The sequence below is a fragment of the Catenovulum sp. 2E275 genome (genome assembly GCF_025515275.1).
In the GTDB taxonomy this organism is placed as follows: Bacteria; Pseudomonadota; Gammaproteobacteria; order Enterobacterales; family Alteromonadaceae; genus Catenovulum.
The window spans coordinates 14388-36951 of sequence record NZ_JAOPFU010000009.1 but is presented as its reverse complement, the minus strand read 5'-3'; the positions used below and the strand labels follow the sequence as shown (position 1 = coordinate 36951).

Annotated in this window: 22 protein-coding genes; 12 read left to right on the top strand and 10 right to left on the bottom strand. The window is 37.5% G+C overall.

The window, feature by feature from the left end; genetic code table 11:
• Positions 1-59: 59 nt before the first annotated feature.
• The 4 genes from lolB (at position 60) to N7931_RS06840 (ending at position 2922) form a co-directional block, all read left to right on the top strand.
• Positions 60-656: a lipoprotein insertase outer membrane protein LolB gene (lolB, locus tag N7931_RS06855; protein WP_262792896.1), complete on the top strand. Its 597-nt coding sequence runs from the start codon at positions 60-62 to the stop codon at positions 654-656.
• A complete protein-coding gene (ispE, locus tag N7931_RS06850) occupies positions 653-1501 on the top strand; it encodes a 4-(cytidine 5'-diphospho)-2-C-methyl-D-erythritol kinase (protein ID WP_262792895.1) in 849 nt (282 codons plus the stop codon). The genes lolB and ispE overlap by 4 nt, the downstream gene beginning before the upstream one ends.
• Positions 1502-1576: 75 nt before the next feature.
• On the top strand, positions 1577-2524 hold the full coding sequence (locus tag N7931_RS06845; protein ID WP_262792894.1) for a ribose-phosphate pyrophosphokinase: 948 nt from the start codon (positions 1577-1579) through the stop codon (positions 2522-2524).
• Positions 2525-2658: 134 nt separating this feature from the next.
• Positions 2659-2922, top strand: coding sequence for a DUF3081 domain-containing protein (locus tag N7931_RS06840; protein WP_262792893.1), 264 nt, complete (start codon positions 2659-2661; stop codon positions 2920-2922).
• A 68-nt stretch (positions 2923-2990) separates the two neighbouring features.
• Here N7931_RS06840 and lolE read toward each other — a convergent pair whose 3' ends face one another.
• Genes lolE through N7931_RS06825 form a run of 3 tightly spaced genes read right to left on the bottom strand, consistent with a single transcriptional unit; the run spans position 2991 to position 6151 of the window.
• Positions 2991-4235 carry a lipoprotein-releasing ABC transporter permease subunit LolE gene (lolE, locus tag N7931_RS06835; RefSeq protein WP_262792891.1) on the bottom strand — a complete coding sequence of 415 codons (1245 nt, stop codon included), beginning with the start codon at positions 4233-4235 and terminating at the stop codon, positions 2991-2993.
• Positions 4228-4932 (bottom strand): lipoprotein-releasing ABC transporter ATP-binding protein LolD, encoded by a 705-nt coding sequence (gene lolD, locus N7931_RS06830; RefSeq protein ID WP_262792889.1) that lies wholly within the window; start codon positions 4930-4932, stop codon positions 4228-4230. The genes lolE and lolD overlap by 8 nt, the downstream gene beginning before the upstream one ends.
• On the bottom strand, positions 4925-6151 hold the full coding sequence (locus N7931_RS06825; protein ID WP_262792887.1) for a lipoprotein-releasing ABC transporter permease subunit: 1227 nt from the start codon (positions 6149-6151) through the stop codon (positions 4925-4927). Before N7931_RS06825 ends, lolD begins: the two co-directional genes overlap by 8 nt.
• A 149-nt stretch (positions 6152-6300) precedes the next feature.
• Here N7931_RS06825 and nhaB point away from each other — a divergent pair, with 149 nt between their 5' ends.
• Together nhaB and dsbB are read left to right on the top strand one after the other, a co-directional pair.
• Complete coding sequence (nhaB, locus tag N7931_RS06820) at positions 6301-7881, top strand: sodium/proton antiporter NhaB (protein WP_262792885.1); 1581 nt, start codon at positions 6301-6303, stop codon at positions 7879-7881.
• 128 nt (positions 7882-8009) lie between these two features.
• A complete protein-coding gene (gene dsbB / locus N7931_RS06815; RefSeq protein WP_262792883.1) occupies positions 8010-8519 on the top strand; it encodes a disulfide bond formation protein DsbB in 510 nt (169 codons plus the stop codon).
• 2 nt (positions 8520-8521) lie between these two features.
• Here dsbB and N7931_RS06810 read toward each other — a convergent pair whose 3' ends face one another.
• The 4 genes from N7931_RS06810 to N7931_RS06795 all read right to left on the bottom strand — a co-directional run bounded on the left by N7931_RS06810 (position 8522) and on the right by N7931_RS06795 (position 12845).
• Positions 8522-8797: a hypothetical protein gene (locus N7931_RS06810; protein ID WP_262792881.1), complete on the bottom strand. Its 276-nt coding sequence runs from the start codon at positions 8795-8797 to the stop codon at positions 8522-8524.
• An 80-nt stretch (positions 8798-8877) separates the two neighbouring features.
• The gene (locus N7931_RS06805; protein ID WP_262792879.1) at positions 8878-9264 is read right to left on the bottom strand and encodes a diacylglycerol kinase; all 387 of its coding nucleotides are present in this window, start codon (positions 9262-9264) and stop codon (positions 8878-8880) included.
• Between the two features lie 6 nt (positions 9265-9270).
• On the bottom strand, positions 9271-10884 hold the full coding sequence (locus N7931_RS06800; RefSeq protein ID WP_262792878.1) for a phosphoethanolamine transferase: 1614 nt from the start codon (positions 10882-10884) through the stop codon (positions 9271-9273).
• A 17-nt stretch (positions 10885-10901) separates the two neighbouring features.
• Complete coding sequence (locus tag N7931_RS06795) at positions 10902-12845, bottom strand: LTA synthase family protein (protein WP_262792876.1); 1944 nt, start codon at positions 12843-12845, stop codon at positions 10902-10904.
• Between the two features lie 152 nt (positions 12846-12997).
• Between N7931_RS06795 and N7931_RS06790 the strand changes: the two genes are divergently transcribed.
• The 3 genes from N7931_RS06790 (at position 12998) to N7931_RS06780 (ending at position 15995) form a co-directional block, all read left to right on the top strand.
• Positions 12998-13672 carry a response regulator transcription factor gene (locus N7931_RS06790; RefSeq protein ID WP_262792875.1) on the top strand — a complete coding sequence of 225 codons (675 nt, stop codon included), beginning with the start codon at positions 12998-13000 and terminating at the stop codon, positions 13670-13672.
• A 6-nt stretch (positions 13673-13678) separates the two neighbouring features.
• Positions 13679-15064, top strand: a complete 1386-nt coding sequence (locus N7931_RS06785; RefSeq protein ID WP_262792873.1) for a sensor histidine kinase — start codon at positions 13679-13681, stop codon at positions 15062-15064.
• Between the two features lie 100 nt (positions 15065-15164).
• A complete protein-coding gene (locus tag N7931_RS06780) occupies positions 15165-15995 on the top strand; it encodes a S1 RNA-binding domain-containing protein (RefSeq protein ID WP_262792872.1) in 831 nt (276 codons plus the stop codon).
• 66 nt (positions 15996-16061) lie between these two features.
• Here the strand turns inward: N7931_RS06780 and N7931_RS06775 are convergent, their stop codons facing one another.
• The 3 genes from N7931_RS06775 to fadI all read right to left on the bottom strand — a co-directional run bounded on the left by N7931_RS06775 (position 16062) and on the right by fadI (position 20441).
• Positions 16062-16811 (bottom strand): glucosaminidase domain-containing protein, encoded by a 750-nt coding sequence (locus N7931_RS06775; RefSeq protein WP_262792870.1) that lies wholly within the window; start codon positions 16809-16811, stop codon positions 16062-16064.
• Between the two features lie 166 nt (positions 16812-16977).
• Positions 16978-19131, bottom strand: coding sequence for a fatty acid oxidation complex subunit alpha FadJ (fadJ, locus tag N7931_RS06770; protein WP_262792869.1), 2154 nt, complete (start codon positions 19129-19131; stop codon positions 16978-16980).
• Positions 19131-20441: an acetyl-CoA C-acyltransferase FadI gene (gene fadI, locus N7931_RS06765; protein WP_262792868.1), complete on the bottom strand. Its 1311-nt coding sequence runs from the start codon at positions 20439-20441 to the stop codon at positions 19131-19133. The genes fadJ and fadI overlap by 1 nt, the downstream gene beginning before the upstream one ends.
• A 217-nt stretch (positions 20442-20658) precedes the next feature.
• Between fadI and N7931_RS06760 the strand changes: the two genes are divergently transcribed.
• The 3 genes from N7931_RS06760 to N7931_RS06750 all read left to right on the top strand — a co-directional run bounded on the left by N7931_RS06760 (position 20659) and on the right by N7931_RS06750 (position 22548).
• Positions 20659-21138: a glutathione peroxidase gene (locus tag N7931_RS06760; RefSeq protein ID WP_262792867.1), complete on the top strand. Its 480-nt coding sequence runs from the start codon at positions 20659-20661 to the stop codon at positions 21136-21138.
• 51 nt (positions 21139-21189) lie between these two features.
• Positions 21190-22179, top strand: a complete 990-nt coding sequence (locus N7931_RS06755; protein WP_262792982.1) for a 2-hydroxyacid dehydrogenase — start codon at positions 21190-21192, stop codon at positions 22177-22179.
• Between the two features lie 87 nt (positions 22180-22266).
• Positions 22267-22548, top strand: coding sequence for a pyrimidine/purine nucleoside phosphorylase (locus tag N7931_RS06750; protein ID WP_262792865.1), 282 nt, complete (start codon positions 22267-22269; stop codon positions 22546-22548).
• Positions 22549-22564 lie beyond the last annotated feature (16 nt).

Below are 22564 nucleotides of genomic sequence, written 5' to 3'. Positions count from 1 at the left end.
TACCTAGTCTAAATATGAAAAATTGGAAAGAGTGTAATTTTACGAGATGGACACGCAGAATGAAAGCTTTTAGCGCCCTCAATCGAATATCTTTATTGATATTGGTCATTTTTTTACAAGCTTGTACCAGCTTACAACCTAATATTGAGCTGGACAAACTCACTCATCCGTCACAAATTAAACAATTTACGGTTTCTGGCAAAATTGCATTTAAAACCCAAGCTAACAGTAAAAGTGCCACTTTATATTGGCGACAAGACCAACAAGCTTACGATATTCAGCTAAGCACTTACTTAGGTATTCAGGTTGCGGATATTGCCGGTACGCCAAATCAAATAGAAATAACGGCCGATGGCAAAAGTTACCAGTCGAATGCACCGGAGCAATTAATTGCAGAGCAAATTGGCTGGCAGATTCCGTTAATGCAATTAACCAACTGGGTTAAAGGTATTCATAAAGGCGTTGTTGCCAGCTATCATCCAGATGGTTTACCAAAACAAGTAATCGTTAGAACCAGCTCAAGCCAAGAGTGGCAGTTAACTTATTTAAGTTATCAGTCAGTTGGCCCCATTCAATTACCCAAAAAAATAAAATGCCAAACACACAATTTAACTGTGATTTTGCAGATCAATCAGTGGGAACAGATTAATCAATGAAAACAATAAGTTGTTTATCTCCAGCCAAAATTAATTGGTTTTTACATATTACCGGTCGCCGCGATAACGGATACCACGAACTACAAACTTTATTTCAGTTTATTGATTTAGCCGACACGCTGCATTTTGAATTAACCAATGATGCGAATATTAGTTTAAATGGTGATTTATTAGATATAAGTGCACAAAATAATTTAATTTATAAAGCCGCGCAGGCTTTAATGCCTTATAACAAACAAAATTTTGGTATAAAAATGCGCGTGGAAAAACGCATTCCGGCCGGTGCAGGCTTAGGCGGCGGTTCATCTAACTGCGCAACCACTTTATTAATATTAAATAAATTATGGCAAATTAATTTATCAATTGATCAATTAGCTGAAATCGGCGTTAAACTCGGCGCGGATGTGCCTGTATTTGTACGTGGCACAACCGCTTTTGCTCAAGGCATTGGCGAATTTTTATACCCAACTACAGTTCCAGAGCAAAGCTTATTATTAGCCATAGCTAAAAACTGCCATGTTTCTACCGCCGAATTATTTGCTGATAAAAATTTACCCAGAAATACAGCAAAAATTGATTTTTCACACTATTCTTTCGAAAAAACAGGCAATGACTTTGAATCTATTGCAAAAGCTCGCTTTGCAGCGGTTGCCAAAACCTTAGACTGGTTGATAGAATACGCGCCATCGAGAATGACAGGGTCAGGTGCGGCTTGTTTTGCTTTGTTTGATACGCCAGAGCAAGCGCAAAAAGTTGCTAAGTTAGCGCCAAATGATATTAACGCTTATGTTGTTAGCACTCTGAATACTTCACCTGTTCATGCTTTAATAGCTGAACAATTTTAGCCTTTGAGCCGGTTATTGCTAAGTCCGGCTTAATTTGTAAATACTATTTAACGATATTGCCTGAGGTTTATTACCGTGCCTGATATGAAAATTTTCACAGGAAACGCAACCCCTGAGTTGGCTCAGAGAATCGCAGACCGTCTTTATACTAAATTAGGTTCAGCCGTTGTTGGCCGTTTTAGCGATGGTGAGATTAGCGTTCAGATTAACGAAAACGTTCGTGGTGCCGACGTTTTTATTATTCAGTCAACTTGCGCTCCTACAAATGACAACTTAATGGAACTAATTGTCATGATTGATGCGTTGCGTCGTGCATCTGCTGGCCGTATCACTGCGGTAATTCCTTATTTTGGTTATGCCCGTCAAGACAGACGTGTTCGTTCTGCCCGTGTGCCAATTACAGCTAAAGTGATTGCAGACTTTTTATCTAATGTTGGGGTTGACCGTGTGATGACAGTTGACCTGCATGCTGAACAAATTCAGGGCTTTTTTGATGTGCCGGTAGATAACGTATTTGGCAGCCCAATTTTACTTGACCACATGCGTGAGCAAAAATTTGAAAACCCGGTTATTGTTTCTCCAGATATTGGTGGTGTTGTTCGTGCCCGTGCAATTGCTAAACAGTTTGATGATTGCGATTTAGCAATTATCGATAAACGTCGCCCACGAGCAAACGTTGCTCAGGTAATGCATATTATTGGTGATGTTGAAGGCCGTGACTGTATTATTGTAGATGATATGATAGATACAGGTGGCACCTTATCAAAAGCGGCTGCGGCACTTAAAGAAAAAGGCGCTCGTCAGGTATTTGCTTATGCAACTCACCCAGTTTTCTCTGGTAACGCAGTTGAAAACATCCGTGATTCACAAATTGATAAACTGATTGTCACTGACAGTATTCCACTTGATCCTGCTATGGCTAAATTGGATAAAGTTGTACAGCGTACGCTCAGCTCTATGCTGGCTGAAGCCATTCGCCGTGTGAGCAACGAAGAATCAATTTCAGCTATGTTTGAAGGCTAACATTTAGCTTAGCTAAACAAGCCTGCTTCACATTTTAAATAAAGCCCTGATTATTATTTTTAATCGGGGCTTTTTTTATGCTTAATCATCCCCATGTCTTTTATGTAGGTCAATATATAGCTAAGGAGTGAAGCATGAAAAACAGTTTAGATAGTAAAATTATTTATCGTGTCTTTTCTATTATTCAAGAAAAAGGAGAAAAGAAAGATGATGGCTGGCATTATCATGGCTTAATTGCCGATAGTGATCAGGATGGTTATAACATTAGCATTCACGATCCTTACGTTAAACTCTCGCTCGGTTTTCACCATAGTTATCATTTAGATTATAAAAGTGGATTAGAAGCCGAAGACTTTACCAATAAGCTGTTGGATATTTACCGCAGCAAACCAGAATAAAATAAAACGCCAGCGCAATTATGCGCTGGCGTTTTTAGTTTGTTTTTATTAGTATTTTTTGCCGTTGGCTAAATTTTTCCGACAACTTTTGCAGGGTCTACTTTAGCGGCTTTTAACGACGGATAAATAGTTGCAATTAATGACATCACAATCGCCACACTTGCGGTTATCCAGACATCATGCCAATTGAGTTTAGTTGGTAAAAAGTCGATAAAATAAATGTCACCAGATAACAAATGAAAGCCAAATAACGATTCCAGTAGCGCAATAAATTTACCTAAATACAAACCGCCTAAAATCCCTAAAACAACCCCAATACTGGTGCCCAGTAAACCATGATATAAGCCTTGTAACATAAAGCTTTGCACAATATGCTGTTTTTTCATGCCCATAGTGCGCAAAATCGCAATATCACTTTGCTTTTCATTGACCGCCATAACCAAAGTCGAGACGATATTAAAACAAGCAACGGCTATTACGAGCGCCAAAATAATATACATAATACTGCGTACCAGTTGAATATCGTTATATACATGCCCAAACTGTCGGGTCCAGTCTTGTACATAAACATAAACCGGCAAGGTATAACCAATTTCACGCGCTATTTTTCCGGCATTAAAGACATCATCAATTTTGATTCTTAACCCTTGTACACCGCGTGTCCAGCCGGTTGCCGCAGCGGCTACCGGTAGCTGGGTAAATCCTATGGTATGATCAAGCTGCCCGCCAGATTCAAGCAATCCAATTAATGTTAAACTTAATGATTTAGGCGGTAATAATCTTTTATTTTCATCAACCTGAGGGACCAAAACCTGAACAGAATCACCTATGCTTAACTTAAGTGATTTGGCTAAATCTTTACCTAAAATCACCCCTTCTTGCTGCTTAAAATTATTTATGTACTCAGGCATGATATAAGATTTTAAATCGGCAACCGCCTGCTCTGCTTGCCAGTCAATTCCACGAATTTCAACCGGTTTTAATTCATCTTTATACTGAATCAACCCACTAAAGCGCACAAAAGGCGCCACGCCAAGTACCTGCTGATGCTGTTTAATACCAGCCGCAACACTTTGCCAATTTTCAATACCGCTGGCTTCTACACTGCTAAATTCAATATGTGGCACAATCGATAATAGCCGGGTTTTAAGCTCATTTTCAAAGCCATTCATAGCCGATAAAACCCAGATCAACACACATACACCAAGCGCAATGCCGCTGGTTGATGACGCTGAAATAAAGCGAATAAATCGGTTATGTGCCTGACTTTTGGCGTAACGAATCCCTATTTTTGCAGCTAAAGAATTAATCATGCTCAACCACTTCGGCATTTAATTCAAATAACAGGCCTTGTTTAAGTTTTAGTTGTCTATCCATTTTATTGGCTAAATTTAAGTCGTGAGTGACAAAAACAAAACAAGTCGATAACTCATTTTTAAGCTGTAAAATTAAATCAAAAACCGCCGCCGCATTTTCAGCATCCAAATTACCGGTTGGCTCATCGGCCAAAACAATATCGGGTTGATGCACCAAAGCACGCGCAATGGCAACTCTTTGCCTTTCACCACCAGAAAGCTCACTTGGTTTATGCTTTAACCTGTGCGATAACCCGACCCGCTCTAACATAGCTTTAGCTTGTTGCTCAGCCTGCTTTAATGGTTGTTTGGCAATTAATAATGGCATCACTACATTTTCAAGCGCGTTAAATTCACCTAATAAATGATGAAACTGATAAACAAACCCTAAATTTTGGTTACGAAACAAAGCCTGTTTGCGCTCTGATAACTGGTGAATATCTTGCCCTTTAAATAAAATTTGCCCTTCGGTTGGAGCATCTAATGTGCCCATAATATGTAAAAGACTACTTTTACCTGAGCCGGAACTGCCCACAATGGCGACATTTTCAGCGGCCGATAAAGTTAAATTAAGTTGATTTAATACACTAATTTGAGCAGAGCCGTCATGATATTTTTTAGTGATATTTTTGCATTCAAATAAAGGTTTATTCATATCTTAAAATCTCTGCAGGTTTGGTGCTGGCAGCTCGGTAAGCCGGATAAATGGTTGCTAAAAAGCTCATAAAAATAGCGGATAACGCAATTAAAATAACCTGATGCCAGTGTAAATCAATCGGTAAGCCTTGCATTGCATACGCCGGATTAGCAAAAATACCAACCCCCAATACAGCTAAAATATTATTTAAATTAAAACTTAACAGCACACCAGCTACCGTGCCAATAACAGCACCAACACAGCCTTTATACATGCCCTGTAAAATAAAAATCATCACCAGTTGGCGGTTAGTCATGCCGATGGTTTTAAGCGATGCAATTTCAACACGTTTATCATTAACCACCATTACCAATGCCGATACAATGTTAAATGTGGCCACGGCAATAATCAGCGCCAGCATTAACCACATCATATTTTTTTCCATTTTAACCGCTTCAAATAACTCACCTTGAGTCTGCCGCCAGTCAGTAATTTGCCAGTCGGGATGTTTGGCTAAAATAGATTGTTTAGCAAAATTTAAATTAAAAGCATCGTCTAAATACAAACGAACACTGCTCACTTGCTCTACGGGCTGGCGTAATAATCGGTTTAAATCCTGAATATGGATTAATACTACATTTGCATCAGCGTCTGAGCCAGCGTTAAAAATAGCGGCGACGGTAAAGTTTCGTTGTACAGGCACACGTCCCATTGGCGTATAAGTGCTGCCTTTAGCCAGCATCACCCGTATTTTATCGCCTACTCTCACATCTAACTGATTAGCTAGTTGCTGGGCAATCACAACCTGATATTGACGCGGCTTTAGCTGGTAAAAATCACCATAAACAATGTTATGTGCAATAATTGAATATTTAGCTGATTCGCTCGGTTCAATGCCCTGAACATAAATCGCGCGCATATCCTGAGCCGATTGCACCAAACCAGCCTGCTGCTCAAACGGCGTTACCCCAATCACATTTGGGGTATTTTGTAAGTCGCTGATAAAGTTTGGCGTTTCAGCTTGAGACTGCTGCACAACCATGTGTGGGATCACACCTAAAATGCGTTTTTTAAGCTCACTTTCAAACCCATTCATCACAGAGATCACAGAAATTAGCGCAATGACGCCTAAACTAATGCCCGCGACAGAAAAAAACGTAATAAAAGAAACAAATTTATTAGACTGATGACCACGGCTATATCTTTGCGCGATAAATAAACTGGTTGGATAAAACAAAAACTGTCCTCAATGTTAACCGTGAATTTTTTCCGTGACTATAGCGAATTTTATAACTAAATCCTATAGTTAAAAATGGATACTTGATAACAGATAACCACTAAATAATTCTAAAACTAAAAATAAACACTCACACAGGAAACCTCAAAATGGCAATAACATTAACTCAAGCCTTTCTGAAAAACTTTCTCGGTAATTCCCCCAATTGGTACAAACAACTTATTTTAACGTTTTTAATTGTTAACCCGATTATTTTTTATACCTCCCCCTATCTTGCGGGTTGGTTACTAGTTGCAGAATTTATTTTTACGCTGGCGATGGCATTAAAATGCTACCCACTACAACCCGGAGGTTTATTAGTAATCGAGGCAATCGCCATTGGAATGACCAGCATAGATCATGTTATGCATGAAATAGAATCCAATATTGAAGTGCTACTGCTGTTAATTTTTATGGTCGCCGGTATTTATTTTATGAAAAACCTGCTGCTGTTTTTATTTACCAAATTGCTGATTCATGTACGCTCAAAAACAAATTTATCACTGGCTTTTGTTTGTGCTGCGGCTGTTTTATCCGCATTTTTAGATGCATTAACCGTTATCGCTGTGATCATCAGTGTCGCAGTTGGTTTTTATTCGATTTATCACAGAGTCGCGTCCGGTAAAGATTTTTCGGCTGAACATGATCACACCGAAGACTCTAAAATTGAGCCATTATCTGAAGAACAACTGGAAGACTTTCGTGCTTTTTTACGTAATTTATTAATGCATGCTGCCATAGGGACAGCTCTTGGCGGGGTTACCACTATGGTAGGTGAACCACAAAATCTGATTATTGCCGCCAAAGCACAGTGGGGTTTTATTGAGTTTTTTCTCCGTATGTCTGCGGTGACTATTCCGGTTTTAATTTGTGGTTTAACCACAACCGTTTTACTCGAAAAAACAAAAAGTTTTGGTTATGGGGCAAAACTGCCGGATAAAGTTAGAAAAATTCTAACCGATTACGACCATTATATGGATGCCAAACAAACCAAACAGGATGTTGCCAAATACTATATTCAAGCCCTGATTGCGGTTTGGTTAATTATCGCACTTGCTTTACATTTAGCAACGGTTGGCTTAATTGGGTTAAGCATTATTATTTTTGCGACCAGTTTTTGTGGCGTTACTGACGAGCACCAAATTGGCCGAGCGTTTCAAGAATCGCTTCCATTTACCGCCCTGCTTTGCGTATTTTTTGCAGTTGTTGCCGTTATTATCGACCAGCATTTATTTATTCCAGTTATCGAATGGGTACTTACTTTTGAAGGTCGCTCACAACTAGCGGTATTTTATTTAGCAAACGGCTTGTTATCTATGGTCAGCGATAATGTTTTTGTTGGTTCGGTTTATATTACCGAAGTAAAAGAAGCGCTACTAACCGGTCAAATTAGCCGTGAACAGTTTGATTTATTAGCAATAGCCATAAATACCGGCACTAATTTACCCAGTATTGCGACCCCTAACGGACAAGCCGCATTTTTATTTTTGTTAACCAGCACCTTGGCGCCTTTAGTCAGGTTATCTTATGGCCGAATGGTTTATATGGCGCTGCCCTACACTCTGGTATTAACAACGGTTGGATTAATTTTCACTTGGTTGTTTTTACCACAATTAACTGACTTTTTATATTCAACCGGATTAATTGAACACCACGCAGCTTCTGCCGTGATAGAATCGCAAATACATTAAGAGTTGATATAAAAAATCAAATGATAACAATAAGGCAATAACAAATAAGCGTTTATTGCCTGTTAAATTGAACTTTCTGTTTAACTGAAAATCAATTAATCACTAAAAAAATTAAGAAGGATATTTGAGTGGCTTTAGCATTTAACCAAAAACGCAGCGCCTGGCTAATCTTAACTTTGTCAGTATTAGCGCTTGAGTTTACCGCTTTATATTTTCAGTATGCGATGGGACTTGAGCCTTGCATAAAATGTATTTACCAGCGACTTGCGCTATGGGGTGTTTTTGTCGCCTGTTTACCAGCATTGTTATTCCCCAAAGAGCTTTATACCCGAGTTGTCAGTTACCTTGGCGGACTCTTTTTTGCGTTATGGGGCTATAAAATAGCCGCAGAGCATGTGGATATTCAGGCAAATCCAAATCCGTTTGCTGGTTGTGATTTTATGCCGGATTTTCCAAGCTGGTTTGCACCGGATATCTGGTTTCCGGCTTTATTTGAAGTACGTGGTGACTGTGCAACGCTTGACTGGCAATTTTTAGGCTTGAGTATGCCACAATGGATGCAGTTTATTTTTGCCTTATATGCGGCTGTTTTTATCCTTGTTCCGCTTTATCATTTAATTCGATTTAAACAGGTTTAACTTTATGATTGTTTATCAGCGCTGGATTTAGCTTTGCGCTGACTCAACTGCCTGATAAACAGTTTTTCCTGATAGCGCCGCCATATTCTGGAAACCACAGCAACAATTGCCGCAATAATCATTACCAGCCATAAAATAGGACTGGTTAATGGGCTATTAGAATAACTCGCATCTAAATAGCTTTGTCCGGCATGAAATAACCAGTACACACCCGCACCAATCCCAATAATCACCCCTGCACTTAATAATAAAATGAGTAACTGCTTAATAAAATTCATTCAACCACATACATTGCAAAATTTACGACATTGTATACCTAAATAACCTCAACTTTGGATAATAAATTAAAAAACACAATTTAGCTGGTAAAAAATTGAAGATAAAAGCAGCAAGTCCAACCTAATATTAAAATGCATAAAGCGATTAAAACGGCGGCTGAACCTAAATCTTTAGCCAGTTTAGATAACGGATGTAGCTCCAAACTAACTCGGTCAATAATCACTTCAATAGCCGTATTCACTATTTCAGTAAACAATAAAAATAAAGCAGTGCTTAACAAGATTAACTTTTGATAAAGACTAAAATCTACTCCGATGCACAGTAGAATTGCTACGAATAAAATAACGAGCTCTTGTCGAAAGGCGGCTTCGTTTTTAGCTAACCAATTTAGTGCGCTCATTGAATGACCTGCCGCCATCACAATTCTTTTAAATCCTTTAGGTTTATTGGTTACATCAAAATTCATTTACAGTTACGACTCCTCAATCATCCGACAAACATTAAAAATATCACGCTGAGCTTGATAAGTTTTACTTTGGGTATTGGTTAAACCTAACAAAATGTCATAAATATTATCGTGGGTTAAAGGTTGATCTAAAAAATGGTTCAGGCATTGTGTATAAGCTGGCTTTGTTAATTGATTGCTCCAATATAACATAGGTATATGGGTTTGTTCCTGCGGTGCTAATTGATACGGAAAACCATGTAAATATAAGCCGTTTTCACCTAACGATTCCCCATGATCCGATATATATAACAAACTCACTTGATCTGCCAAATTCTGCTTTAATAATTTTATTATTTGCGCCAAAACATAATCAGTATAAAGCAACGTATTGTCATAGGTATTAATTAACTGAGTTGGACTACAGTTTTGAATATCACTCCTGGCACAATCAGGGGTAAAAACATTAAACCGCTTTGGATACCTTTGATAATAAGTTGGACCATGCGAACCGATTAAATGTAAGATAATAAATTGGTTAAACTGATTTTCTGCATCCAATGCTTGGCTTAAAGGAGCCAATAATGCCTCGTCAAAACAATGGTGACCTTTACAAAAAGGGGTATTTTTAGCCTGAATATTAATACTATCTACCCGCTTACAAACCCCTTTACAGCTACTATTATTGTCAAGCCACAACACTTTTGTTCCAGCACGATGAATGATATCTATTACATTTTCTTGGCTTTCAGCCAAACGACTAGTGTATTCCTTTCTATCCAGTCTTGAAAACATACATGGCACCGATATCGCCGTAGCTGTCCCACAAGACTGAACCTGAGTAAAAAACTTAACCTGCTCTGCTTGAGTGTATTGATTGGTCGATTTTTCATAATTGCCTAATGAAAAATTTTGAGTTCGGGCGGTTTCACCAACCACCATAACAGTAACAGTTCGGATTTGGTGTTTAGTTAACCTCGGAGATTTATCTAATAATTTAAAAGGTAGCGGCGGTAGAAAATATGTATCTCGTATATATTTAAAACCAGTTACATAAAATGAGAATGGAACAATATATTGAATAACTTCTTTATTATTACGTCCAACAGCAGCATAGGTTTGATACAGGGGGAGAGCGATTAATACAATGCCTAGCCCTGCTATTAAGTTAATTTTGATAAAAGATTTAATTTTACAAAATAGGCTTTCATTTGATTGGTAGTTAAATAGTAAACTGAGTGGGAGCACTGTTAATAACAAAACAAAGATAACAAGATGAAAATTCAGATAAGATAAAGCCTCACCTGTATTAGTTTCAACAATGTTTGTGAGCATGCTTTTATCAAAAATAACACCATAATTATTTGATGCGTACAATAAAACAGCAGAAATAAGCACCGAAATAACCAGCGTTAATCTGACAAAAATAATTAGAGAAAGCCAGCTATATAAAATTAGACATATCAAAAATAACAGCAATGGAACCGAAATTAAAAATAAAATACTTTGAACACTGGTTAATGTGGTGCTGTAAAATACTTTAGTAATAAATAAGCTATTAAATATCAGGCTGGTATAAATAGATATAAATATCAGTAATGCAGAGTAAGTTTTAGGAGGCAATAATTTGGCTAACTTCATAATGATGAAACCTGATCTCATTTTGCGTTAAGACGATATAGCTGATTCTGATACGCCAAAGAGCTAAACAGCACATGCGCTAATGCTTTATGGTGCAATTGTTGCTGTTGGTTATTCATTAGCGGTAAAAGTTGAGTTTGTTTTTTACTGGCTAAATCATAATCCCAAAAACTGGTTTTACCGCCGGGCATTAATACCACGGCTTGATTATTTTCAAGATAGGCAAAATTATCGTAATACTGCATCATAGCCCGCTCAACCGGATATTGTTGGGTTAAATCAAACCCGGTCATAGGAGTCGCTGTTTCCAAACCAATTAAAGATAACAAAGTGACCGGCAGATCAATCTGGCTTACCAAACGGGCATCCCGAGTTTTATCAAAATCAGTATTTAAAATAACAGCTGGAATATGAAACGACTTAATAGGCACAGGCTCTGAGCCATATACACGAACATCATGATCTGCCACCACTAAAAACACAGTGTTGTGCCAGTATTCGCTGCTTTTAGCTTTATCAATAAACTGACCTAGTGCATAATCGGCATACTTGATGGCTAAATCTCGCTTGGGTTTATCCGTCTGATATGAATCATCCAAAACGACTTTACCTTGTGGGATCTCAAACGGGTCATGATTACTTGAAGTAAAAATCAAACTAAAAAATGGCTGGTGAATATTAGCCAGTTTAGTGAGTTCCTGATCGGCTTGAGTAAATAAGTCTTCATCACTCACCCCCCAAGATGCAACAAACTCTGGCTTATTAATATCATCAAAATCAATAACCTGATTAAACCCATTCCCCAGAAAAAAACTTTTCATATTATCAAAGTGGCTTTCACCACCATAGATAAACTGAGTATGGTATCCAGACTGTGCTAACAACTCAGCTAAAGTAAAAAAATGACGTTGTGATTTAGACAGCTTTACAACAGAGCGTGAAGGCGATGGCAAAAATCCAGTTACAACAGCTTCTATCCCTCGAACAGAACGAGTTCCTGTAGCATATAAATTATCAAATCCCCACCCTTGTTGATAAAGTTTATCCAGTTCAGGAGTAATACCTGAACCACCCAAAGTTTTCACAAATCGAGCGCCTAAACTTTCTTCTAAAATAATCACCAAGTTTTTTTTCTGCTGAGTTTGATAGGGCTTATTTTCAGCCAAAGTGGGGATCTGCTCGTTATAAAAGTTGGTTCGATAGCTACTACTACGAACTGTATCTATGATTTCTTGTCTTGGCATATTGCCATACAGTTGATTAGAGCTTTTTTCATTTCGCAAACTTTTTAATGCAAAAGCGACGCTGTATGGTGAGTTCAACACTAGCGAATTTACCAAAGAATCTTCACTAAAATATACTAATGCTGGGTTTAATGGCCTTGGTCCAGTTGTACCTCTAGCTAAAACACATAAAATAAATAATATTGCTAAAGTAAAAAAACTAAACAAAGCATTATGTGTTGACTGTTGTTCTGCTAACTTAGGTATCCATTTTTTAGCCATATAAAAAGCAAAAACACTAAGCATTAAACTAGAAATCAAACTAACTAAATGCCCTGATAACAACATTGAAAATACTTCTTTGGGATAAATTAGATATTCAACAAATAACCGATTTGGCCGAATATCGTACTGACTAATAAATGCAGGAGTTGCAGCCTCAATTAAAATAACCAAGGTAATAACTACAACTGAATAATACTTAACCAAATAACAAATATAAGGTTTAAACTTAATATCGCTGTAAAAATAGATAAAGCTTAATAACAAAATCGGAATAGATAAGTAAGCAGATGAGCTCAAGTCAACTCTTAATCCTCCACTAATTAACGCCGATAAATCGGCACCTTGTATACGTTGATTTAACCATAACAACAGGCCAAACCGACACAAAGAAAATAGCAATAACAATACAAAATAAAAAATAAAAATAGGTTTAAAAAATCGTAAATAACTCATAATCAGGCTGACTAGTTTAGGAAATTTGGTGTACGTTATCCCACTAAACTGAAGATTGGCTGAAGAAAAACTGATTGTTTATAGATGCCTTGATTTGCCCGTTACACTGATTACAATAAAAAGCTTGTACATACTCCCGGATAAACGAAATAATGAATTTACTTTTAGTTGAAGACTCCCATTCATTAAGGCGCAGCCTAACAACTGGACTTAATAACCTTGGCTTTACTGTCGACAGCACTGGGGATGGTTCTCAAGGTTTAAGTATGGCACTTATGGGCGAGTATGATTTATTAATTTTGGATATTATGCTACCCGGATTAGATGGGTTAAGTTTATTGAAAGCGATTAGGCGCGATAACAAAAATGTACGGGTTTTAATTTTATCGGCTAAATCTCAACCGGAAGAAAGAGTGCAAGGTTTATTAACCGGAGCCGATGATTATTTAAGTAAACCCTTCTCATTTGACGAATTACACGCCCGCTTATTATCCTTAATGAGACGGGGTGATTTAAAAAATCATTCAGACATCATCCGGTATCAGTTTTTAACCATTGATCTTCAATTAAAAACCGTCAAAGTAAATCAACTCAATATAGACCTTACCCCTAACGAATTTAAAATCATTGAGTGCTTATTTTCCAACCAGAATCAAGTTATAACACCTGAAAAGTTAAGCACTTACTTAACCGGTCATTACGATAGTGTTTCTAAAAACGCAATTGAAGCACATATTTCATCGGCTCGTAGAAAAATAAAGCAAGCAGGCGAAGAACTACCCGTTATTACCAAACGAGGGTTTGGTTACTACGTAGAAAAGCAATAAGCAATTATGAAATCAATTCGCAAAAAATTAGTTAGCACTCTATCAGTTACTATCACAGGGGTTGTTCTGTTAATTTTATTAGCAACAGATATCGCAGTTGACGGCTGGATAGACTCACAATTTAATAAGGCAATGGTAGCTAAATTAGGCATGTTAAAAACATTAGTTATTGAACAAAATGGTACAATTGAAGCTAATTTTTCTGCACGATTTTTACCTGAATTTGAAGGTGATTCTGAGCCAGAATATTATCAATTATGGTTAAACGGTAAAGTGCTGGCTCGCTCTGCGAGTTTGGATTTATTTACCCAAAAAGCGTTGCCTTATCTGGATAACTTCCCTTTAGCACAAACCAAAGTTATTGAAAACACTTTACCGGATGGTCGCTCGGGCAGGATTATTTACAACAAATTTACCCCATCTTCATTGCAAACCACAAAACAGCCCACACAAGAAATAGTCATAGCTTATGCCTGTGCCGCAGAGGGTTTAAATTTTGTACTTTGGTTAATCGATATTATATTTGTTGTTACAACTATATCTGTAATCATTTTTATTCGAGTTTTTGTCAGAAAAACCGTCGATTTAGGTTTATCGCCATTACATAAAATGAATGAGCAAATTCGTGAGTTGAACCTAGCCAAAAATAAAACCAAACTCCAACTCAAAGAACCGGTCTCAGAACTTTTGCCAGTAGTAGAAAGCCTTAATCGTTTTATGAATGAAAACCACCAGCTTTATTTGCGAGAAAAAAGATTAACATCAGATATATCGCATGAGCTAAAAACCCCTATCTCTGAGCTAATAAATTTAACAGAAGTCGTACTTAAGTTTCCTGATAACAATGACTTAATGGAAGATTTTGCGCCTCAAGTATTAAGTATTAGCCAGCGCCTGCAACATATTGTGAGTCACGTTTTATTGCTCCATAAATATCGTGATGGAAAATTAAATAAAGACGATATTTTTGATATAAACCAATTACTTGATAAACTCATTAATACTCAAAAGATTACAACTTACCAGCTCACTATAGCTAATAATATACCGCCAGTTCGTTCAAATTTATTTGCCGTTGAGAGCATACTGTTAAACCTTTTAAAAAATGCGCAAGCCCATAAAAAACCGCAGACAGAAATTAAAGTAACGATATTTTCAACCCCTACTACACTTAATATATCAATAGAAAACGAAGTAAAAGATATACTGACACAATCAGACATAGCATATTTTTTTGAACCACTTTGGCAAAAAGATAGCTCAAGAACCTCATCCCATAATTATGGATTGGGATTAAGCATAGCTAAAATGTTTGCAGACTCTATAGATGCAAGTCTTTGTGCCGAGTTAAAAAATACGACTATCACATTAAGTTTAACAATGGCGCTTTAATCACCATCCCTAATAACCACTTTCCTACTACACAGGCTACTGGGGTTATTGCGACTTTAGGTATATAATATTCGAACATTTTTCAGCAAAGACAAATTTCATGATAGCACTTGGCAAAACTTGCACCCTTACCGTACTTAAAATAGTTGATTTTGGTTATTACTTAGATGCAGCTCATTTAGGCGAAATATTATTACCTAAAAAGCATGCAAAAAAAGCATTTGAGATTGGCGAAAAAATTACTGTTTTTTTGTATCTGGATTCAAAAGACAGACCAATTGCAACCATGCAAAAACCAAAGGCTGAGATAGGTCAATTTGCCTATTTAACCGTGACTGAAACCACTGATTTTGGCGCTTTTGTAGATTGGGGTTTAGATAAAGACGTATTTGTCCCCATTAAAGAGCAAAAACGTCCAATGCAAATTGGAGACTCGCATTTAGTTTATATTTATCAGGACAAACTGGATCAGCGCGTTGTCGCATCAAGCAAAATTGATAAATTTTTAGATCAAACACCTGCTAACTATCAACCAAAACAAGCGGTTGATTTAATTATTGCCAATACTACCGATTTGGGCTTTAAAGCGATTATTGACCATAAACACTGGGGCGTTTTGTATAAAGGCGATGTTTTTCAGCGTTTAAGTTTTGGTCAATATAAAAAAGGCTTTATCAAACAAGTGCGTGACGACGGCAAAATTGATTTAACTTTGCAAGGTGGGCAAGAAACCCGAGACAAATACGCCAAAATTATTGAAAATTACCTGCAAAAAAATAATGGTTTTGCGCCAGTGCATGATAAATCCGATCCGGATTTAATTTATCAAACATTTGGCATGAGTAAAGCCGCATTTAAACGTTGCATTGGCGGCTTATATAAAGCCGGCGTATTAACGATTGAAAAAGACGGTATTCGTTTAAATAAATAAACTGCAAAACAAACGACCTGCACGGATGCAGGTAATAAGCGTTAGCTCGTTTTGAAATGAGTGATATTAATCCAACTTATCCAAATCGTTATAACGGATCATCTGTTTAATTTCACTCACATAAACATGGCGTTTTTCTGAGTATTGGCTCAGTCCATCAGCCAATGCGATTCCGGTTACCTTTTGCTGGTTTTTTCTCAATTTTTGGCGAATATTTCGTAGCGTTTTATATGCTCTGTGGGTATTAATATTTTGCATATATCCTTTTACCGAAATAAAAGGAGACTCAAATTTAGCCACTTCATGAAAAGCCCCTTGGTTTCTGCGGTTAGGCACTAACCCGCAACCTTTGACATAACACCACTGGCCAAAAAAATTATTTGCTTTACGAGCAAATCTTGAGGTTCCCCACGCGCTTTCATTTGCTGCTTGTGCTAAAGCTAACGATGGCGGGACAATATCAACTCGTCTGAGTAAGGTTTTCCATTGGCTTTGGTTAGTTAAATCAAATGTTTCCAAACCATATTGTTCAGCCAGTGTATTCACTTTATCTTTTTGCCACCACCACAGCTTTTCTGCATTTTGTTGATAACTTAATAACTTTGCTCTGTCGGCTAAAATTTGCTGGTTAGCAATATTCACCAACTCACTCATGTAATTAAAAAAACTTTGTTTGCGTTCATCCCCTGCTTCTAACTGGCTAAATTTGGGTAAAACCGGTAACTGAATGGGTTTAGGTTGAATAAAAACAATTAAAAAAGTAACCGCAAAAATAACAATTAAACTGTAAAAACTAACTTTAAGCGCAGTAAACATAAATCTCCTAAATAAAGTAACCTGACTTCTGGTTATTAATTTTTTAGTTTATTTTTAACTTATTTAAGACTAGCTTATTTTAACAGAATAATCTAACTGACTGCTTTTCAACAAAAAGGCCGGTAGTTTATACCACCGGCCTTTTTCGGGTTAACTCAGATTTAAATTATGATTCAGAATAAAAGGTTTTATTCTGCACTTCGTAATCCAATAAAATTTTAGCTGGCTCAAACCGTTCGCCAAATCTAAGCTGATAGCTTTGCAAACATTCAACCAGTTTAATAATGCCAAAATTATCAATATAGCGTAACGGGCCACCTAAAAACGGCGGGAAACCAATGCCAAAAATCGCACCAATATCTGCTTCTTGAGCGTTGCTGATAACACCTTCTTCATAACAACGCGCAGCTTCGTTTAACATTTGAACGACACAGCGCTGAGCAATTTCCTCTGTATTTAATGATTGTGCCGCATCTAAATTTAACAAGTCATAAATTGATTCATCAACCAATGGTGCTGGTTTAATTTTTTGCATCCATTTATTTTGCTTCTGGTAATTGTAAAAACCTTTGCGGTTCTTTTTACCTTTGCGGCCATCTTCAATAATGGTATTTAAGCCCGCCGGTGGCTTAAATCTATCGCCATAAGCATCGATTAAAATTGGAATAATTTTAGTACCAACATCAATGCCTACTTCATCTAATAACTTTAATGGACCAACCGGAAAACCAAACTGAACCAAAGCTTTATCTATTACATCAATAGGTTCGCCTTCCATTAATAGCTGCGCGGCTTCATTAATATAAATTGCCAGAATTCGGTTAACATAAAAACCAGCACAGTCTTTTACCACAATAGGTGTTTTACCTTGCTTACGGGCAAAACTTAATACGCTAGCAATCGTTTGCTCGCTGGTATTTTGATGTGGGATCACCTCAACCAAAGGCATTTTTTCCACTGGCGAAAAATAATGTAAGCCAATTACATTTTCAGGGCGCTGAGCATTCGCGGCAATATCTGCAATTGGTAAAGACGATGTGTTAGAAGCAAAAATGGTCTCGGGTTTACATTCTTGCTCTATATCTTTAACCATTGCCTGCTTTAAAGCTAAATCTTCAAATACGGCTTCAACCACTAAATCCCGGTTAGCAAAGCCAGAAAAATCGGTAGTACCGGTAATTAGGCTCAGTTGTTTTTGAGCCTGAGATTGCCGGATAAAGCGACGCTTTACTTTTTTGTCCAATAATTCATGGCTATGGCGCAGTGCATGTAAAATACCGTCTTCTTTTATATCTTTTAATCTAACCGGTAAATTAGCTTTGGTTGCGCTCACATGCGCAATACCACCGCCCATTAAGCCACCGCCTAATACACCCACATTGTTAATTGGTAGTGCATTTTCAATTCGTGCGGTTTGCGCTTTTTTATGCCCAGTTGTCGCTAAAAATAGCTCTCTTAACGCTTTACTTTGTGGAGTTTGAGATAGTTCGGCAAACCCTCTTGCTTCAGCCTGATAGCCCTGCACTAAACCGTTTTCGATACCGACTCTAACAACATTAATAATGCGTTTGGGTGCCGGATAATTGCCAAGTGTTTTCTTTTCAACTTGCTTTAGAGCCTGATCAAATAATACGCCACGACCTAATGAGTTTTTCTCAAGCGCTTTTGCCCAAAGTGCTTGTTTAATTTCTTTACGTTTAGGTAAGCCACAACCTGCCAGTGTTTTAGCTGTATCTAATAAAATGCTGTGCGGTACTAAATCATCAATTAATCCCATTTTTAACGCCGATTTAGCACGTACCTGTTTACCGGTTAACATAATATCCAGTGCAGCCTGAATACCAACTAAGCGAGGCAAACGCTGAGTACCACCGCTACCGGGCAATAAACCCAGTTTAACTTCTGGTAAACCAAGTTGAGTTTTTTCGTCATCCGATGCAATTCGATAATGACAAGCCAATGAAAATTCTAAACCACCACCTAAACAAATTCCGTGAATGGCGGCTACAAATGGAATTCTGGATTTTTCAATTCGGGCAAATATCGCCTGACCGGCTTTTGCTAACTCTTCAGTATCAGCCTTTGTTTTACAGGCATTAATCATATTAATATCAGCGCCAGCAATAAAAGAATCTGGTTTGCCGCTGGTTAATACCACACCTTTAATCTGATTATTTTTTTCAATTTCATCCAGTAAGGTTTCAATTTCATTCATGGTGTGACGTGAAATCACATTCATACTTTCATCCGGCACGTTTAACCGAACAACCGCAATTTGATCCGCTTCAATTGATAATGTGAAATGTTGTAATTTATTCATTATTCTGCCTCCAATAACATGGCAACCCCTAAACCACCTGCTGCACAAGCTGTGGTTAAACCTAAACCGCCACCTCGACGTTTAAGCTCATTCAGAGTTTGGGTGATTAGCCTTGCACCGGTTGCCGCAAACGGATGCCCATAGGCAATTGAGCCGCCGTTTACATTAAATTTATCCATATCAATTTCACCAATTTTTTCGCTGCGGTTTAATTTTTCTTCAGCAAATTTTTTGCTGTTAAACATTTTGATGTTTGCTAAGGTTTGTGCGGCAAAAGCTTCATGCATTTCAATTAAATCAATGTCAGCAAGCTTCATCCCGTTTTTATCCAATAATTTAGGCGTCGCGTAAGATGGCCCCATTAACATATCCTGCCAAACATCAATTGCGCTAAATGCGTAACTATGAATATAACCCAAAGGCTGATAACCCAAAGCTTTTGCTTGATCTTCGCGCATTAGTAATACGCAGGCTGCACCGTCGGTTAAGGGAGTTGCATTAGCGGCGGTCACACTGCCGTGGCGTTTATCAAAGACGGGTTTTAATTTTTGATACGAGGCTAAATCTGAATCAAAGCGAATATTATTATCTTGTCTTAAATAAGTTTTATAAGGCTCTGGATAAGCAGTCATCACTTCATCCGCCAACCAATCATTTTGCCATGCTTTAGCCGCTAAAGTATGGGAGCGATGTGCAAGTTCATCTTGCGATTGACGGCTAATTTTGTGTGTTTTAGCCATCTGTTCTGCCGTTTGCCCCATTGAAAGTCCGGTAGAATATTCTGCCACCGCAGGTGGAACCGGCACTAAATCTGTCATTTTTAATTTTTTCAGCAAACTTAATTTTGCACTCATGGTTTTGGCTTTATTTAAATCAACCAAAATATGCGCTAAGTTTTTAGAAACCCCAATCGGTAATACCGAAGATGAATCTGCGCCACCCGCTAATCCACAACTAATTTGTCCGCTTAAAATTGACTCTGTGACACTCACGCTCGATTGAAAACTGGTCGCACAGGCGCGTGATACTGAATAAGCATCGGTATTCACATCCATCCCAGTTCCTAACACAATTTCACGGGCGATATTAGGCGCTTCCGGCATTTGAATCACTTGTCCAAATACCACTTGCTCAATTAACTTAGGATCAAAATCGTGTCTGACCATCAGTTCATTAACCAATAATTTTCCTAAATCTAACGCAGATACGCCATGATAAGCAGTTGCCTGTTTGGCAAATGGCGTTCGCAGCCCGGTAACAACAGCTATTCGCTGTCCGTCGTGAGTTTTACAAGCAGTTGATTGAGCCATGAAATTCCCTCAGTTAGTGAAAGGTATTTATTTTTTTATACTCAAGCTATTTGAGTCTATAGCTAAGTTATACCTTGAAATTCACAAAATTAAAACACTTGTTTGAATTCAGTCAAATCAAAATTTATCAATTGATTATGTCATCTAAATGGTATTGACTACGTATAGCATAGAACAAATTTCATTCTTAATGTGGTTTAAGCTTAAGGAAATAAAAATGTCAGATATTTATCAATTTAGTGTCACAGATTCAACCGGTAATCAGGTTAATTTAAGTGACTATCAAGGCAAATGGCTACTCATTGTTAATACGGCCAGCGAATGCGGTTTTACCCCACAATATCAGGGGTTACAGGCAATGTACGACAGGTTAAAAGAAAAAATAGAAATTCTGGCTTTTCCGTGTAATCAATTTGGTCAACAAGAACCGGGTGATAACACACAAATTAAAAGTTTTTGTGATTTAAAGTTTAATATTAGTTTTCCGCTGATGGCTAAAATTGAAGTGAATGGCGACAATGCAGATCCGCTTTATAAATATTTAAAATCAGAACAAAAAGGTGTTTTAGGCACTCAGGCAATTAAATGGAATTTTACAAAATTTTTAGTATCGCCAACGGGTGAAGTGCTAAAACGATATGCGCCAACCGACAAACCGGAAAGTATCGAGCAAGACTTAGCCAAGCTGATTAATTAACCTTTAATCGTAAAATTAATAAGGAATTTATCTATGTCAGTTCAGTCTCCAATTAAGTTAGCCGTTTTTAATAGCAAAAGTTACGACAAAACTTTTTTCACTCAAAATTTAACGGCCTACCCGCTCGACATCACCTATTTTGATGTGAGCCTGAATCAACAAACGGCTGAACTGGCAGCAGGGTTTTCGGCGGTATGTATTTTTGTAAATGACATTGCCGATAAAACAACGCTCGATATCTTAAAAGCCGGAGGCACAGAGCTAATTGCCCTACGCTGCGCTGGTTTTAATAATGTAGATGTGCAATATGCCAAACAAATTGGACTTAAAATTTGCCGAGTACCTGAATATTCACCTGAGGCGGTTGCCGAACATACGGTTGGTTTAATGCTCACTTTAAGCCGTAAATTCCATAAAGCGTACAACAGAGTAAAAGAAGATAATTTTTCGCTGGTTGGTTTAATGGGCTTTAATCTGCATAACAAAACGGTTGGTATAATAGGTACAGGTAAAATTGGGCTAGCTGTTGCTAAAATTTTAACTGGATTTGGCTGCAAACTATTGTGTTACGATCCCAATCAATCTGAACAAATTAAAGCTGTCGGCGGGCGTTATGTTGAGCTGGATCAGTTAATCGCCCAAAGCGATATTATCAGTTTACATTGTCCATTAATGCCACAAACCCAATATTTAATTAATCACGCCAGCATAGACAAAATGAAACCCAATGTTATGCTAATCAATACCAGCCGAGGTGGTTTGTTAAAAACCGATGATGTATTACAAGCGCTCAAACAAAAGAAAATAGGTTATTTAGGTTTGGATGTATATGAGCTTGAAGCCAATTTATTTTTTGAAGATTTATCTACCGAAATTATTGATGATGACATTTTTCAGCGCTTATTAACTTTTCCGAATGTATTGGTTACCGGACATCAGGGATTTTTTACCGAAGAAGCATTAAACTGTATTGCCCAAACCACACTGAATAATGTGATAACGATTTTAAATGGTGAAAAAACCGGCAATGAATTGTTTTAACAGAGCCAAAACTAAGTTTTAGTTTATTTTTATTTTCAACCCCGTAAAATGCGCTGAAATTTTTAATTATTAATCGAAGAGACACTTATGTTTAACGTAAATGAATATTTTGATGGCAAAGTAAAATCAATCGCATTTGAAGGCGAAAAATTACCAGCGACTGTTGGTGTAATGGCAGCCGGTGATTATGAATTTGGTACGAGCAAAAAAGAAGTAATGACAGTGGTTAGCGGTGCATTAACTGTGTTATTACCGGGTCAAACGCAGTGGCAAACTTTCAATTCTGGCAGCAGCTTTGAAGTTGAAGCGAATGTATCTTTCCAAGTTAAAGTTGAGCAAGATACGGCTTACCTTTGTACTTACGAATAAGTTAATAAAGACTGAA

Bases quoted from the DNA above. Each gene is read 5' to 3' on its own strand.
- lolB (WP_262792896.1), top strand. From the start codon at position 60: ATGAAAGCTTTTAGCGCCCTCAATCGAATATCTTTATTGATATTGGTC.
- ispE (WP_262792895.1), top strand. From the start codon at position 653: ATGAAAACAATAAGTTGTTTATCTCCAGCCAAAATTAATTGGTTTTTA.
- N7931_RS06840 (WP_262792893.1), top strand. From the start codon at position 2,659: ATGAAAAACAGTTTAGATAGTAAAATTATTTATCGTGTCTTTTCTATT.
- lolE (WP_262792891.1), bottom strand. From the start codon at position 4,235: ATGATTAATTCTTTAGCTGCAAAAATAGGGATTCGTTACGCCAAAAGT.
- lolD (WP_262792889.1), bottom strand. From the start codon at position 4,932: ATGAATAAACCTTTATTTGAATGCAAAAATATCACTAAAAAATATCAT.
- nhaB (WP_262792885.1), top strand. From the start codon at position 6,301: ATGGCAATAACATTAACTCAAGCCTTTCTGAAAAACTTTCTCGGTAAT.
- N7931_RS06810 (WP_262792881.1), bottom strand. From the start codon at position 8,797: ATGAATTTTATTAAGCAGTTACTCATTTTATTATTAAGTGCAGGGGTG.
- N7931_RS06805 (WP_262792879.1), bottom strand. From the start codon at position 9,264: ATGAATTTTGATGTAACCAATAAACCTAAAGGATTTAAAAGAATTGTG.
- N7931_RS06800 (WP_262792878.1), bottom strand. From the start codon at position 10,884: ATGAAGTTAGCCAAATTATTGCCTCCTAAAACTTACTCTGCATTACTG.
- N7931_RS06795 (WP_262792876.1), bottom strand. From the start codon at position 12,845: ATGAGTTATTTACGATTTTTTAAACCTATTTTTATTTTTTATTTTGTA.
- N7931_RS06790 (WP_262792875.1), top strand. From the start codon at position 12,998: ATGAATTTACTTTTAGTTGAAGACTCCCATTCATTAAGGCGCAGCCTA.
- N7931_RS06785 (WP_262792873.1), top strand. From the start codon at position 13,679: ATGAAATCAATTCGCAAAAAATTAGTTAGCACTCTATCAGTTACTATC.
- N7931_RS06780 (WP_262792872.1), top strand. From the start codon at position 15,165: ATGATAGCACTTGGCAAAACTTGCACCCTTACCGTACTTAAAATAGTT.
- N7931_RS06775 (WP_262792870.1), bottom strand. From the start codon at position 16,811: ATGTTTACTGCGCTTAAAGTTAGTTTTTACAGTTTAATTGTTATTTTT.
- fadJ (WP_262792869.1), bottom strand. From the start codon at position 19,131: ATGAATAAATTACAACATTTCACATTATCAATTGAAGCGGATCAAATT.
- fadI (WP_262792868.1), bottom strand. From the start codon at position 20,441: ATGGCTCAATCAACTGCTTGTAAAACTCACGACGGACAGCGAATAGCT.
- N7931_RS06760 (WP_262792867.1), top strand. From the start codon at position 20,659: ATGTCAGATATTTATCAATTTAGTGTCACAGATTCAACCGGTAATCAG.
- N7931_RS06750 (WP_262792865.1), top strand. From the start codon at position 22,267: ATGTTTAACGTAAATGAATATTTTGATGGCAAAGTAAAATCAATCGCA.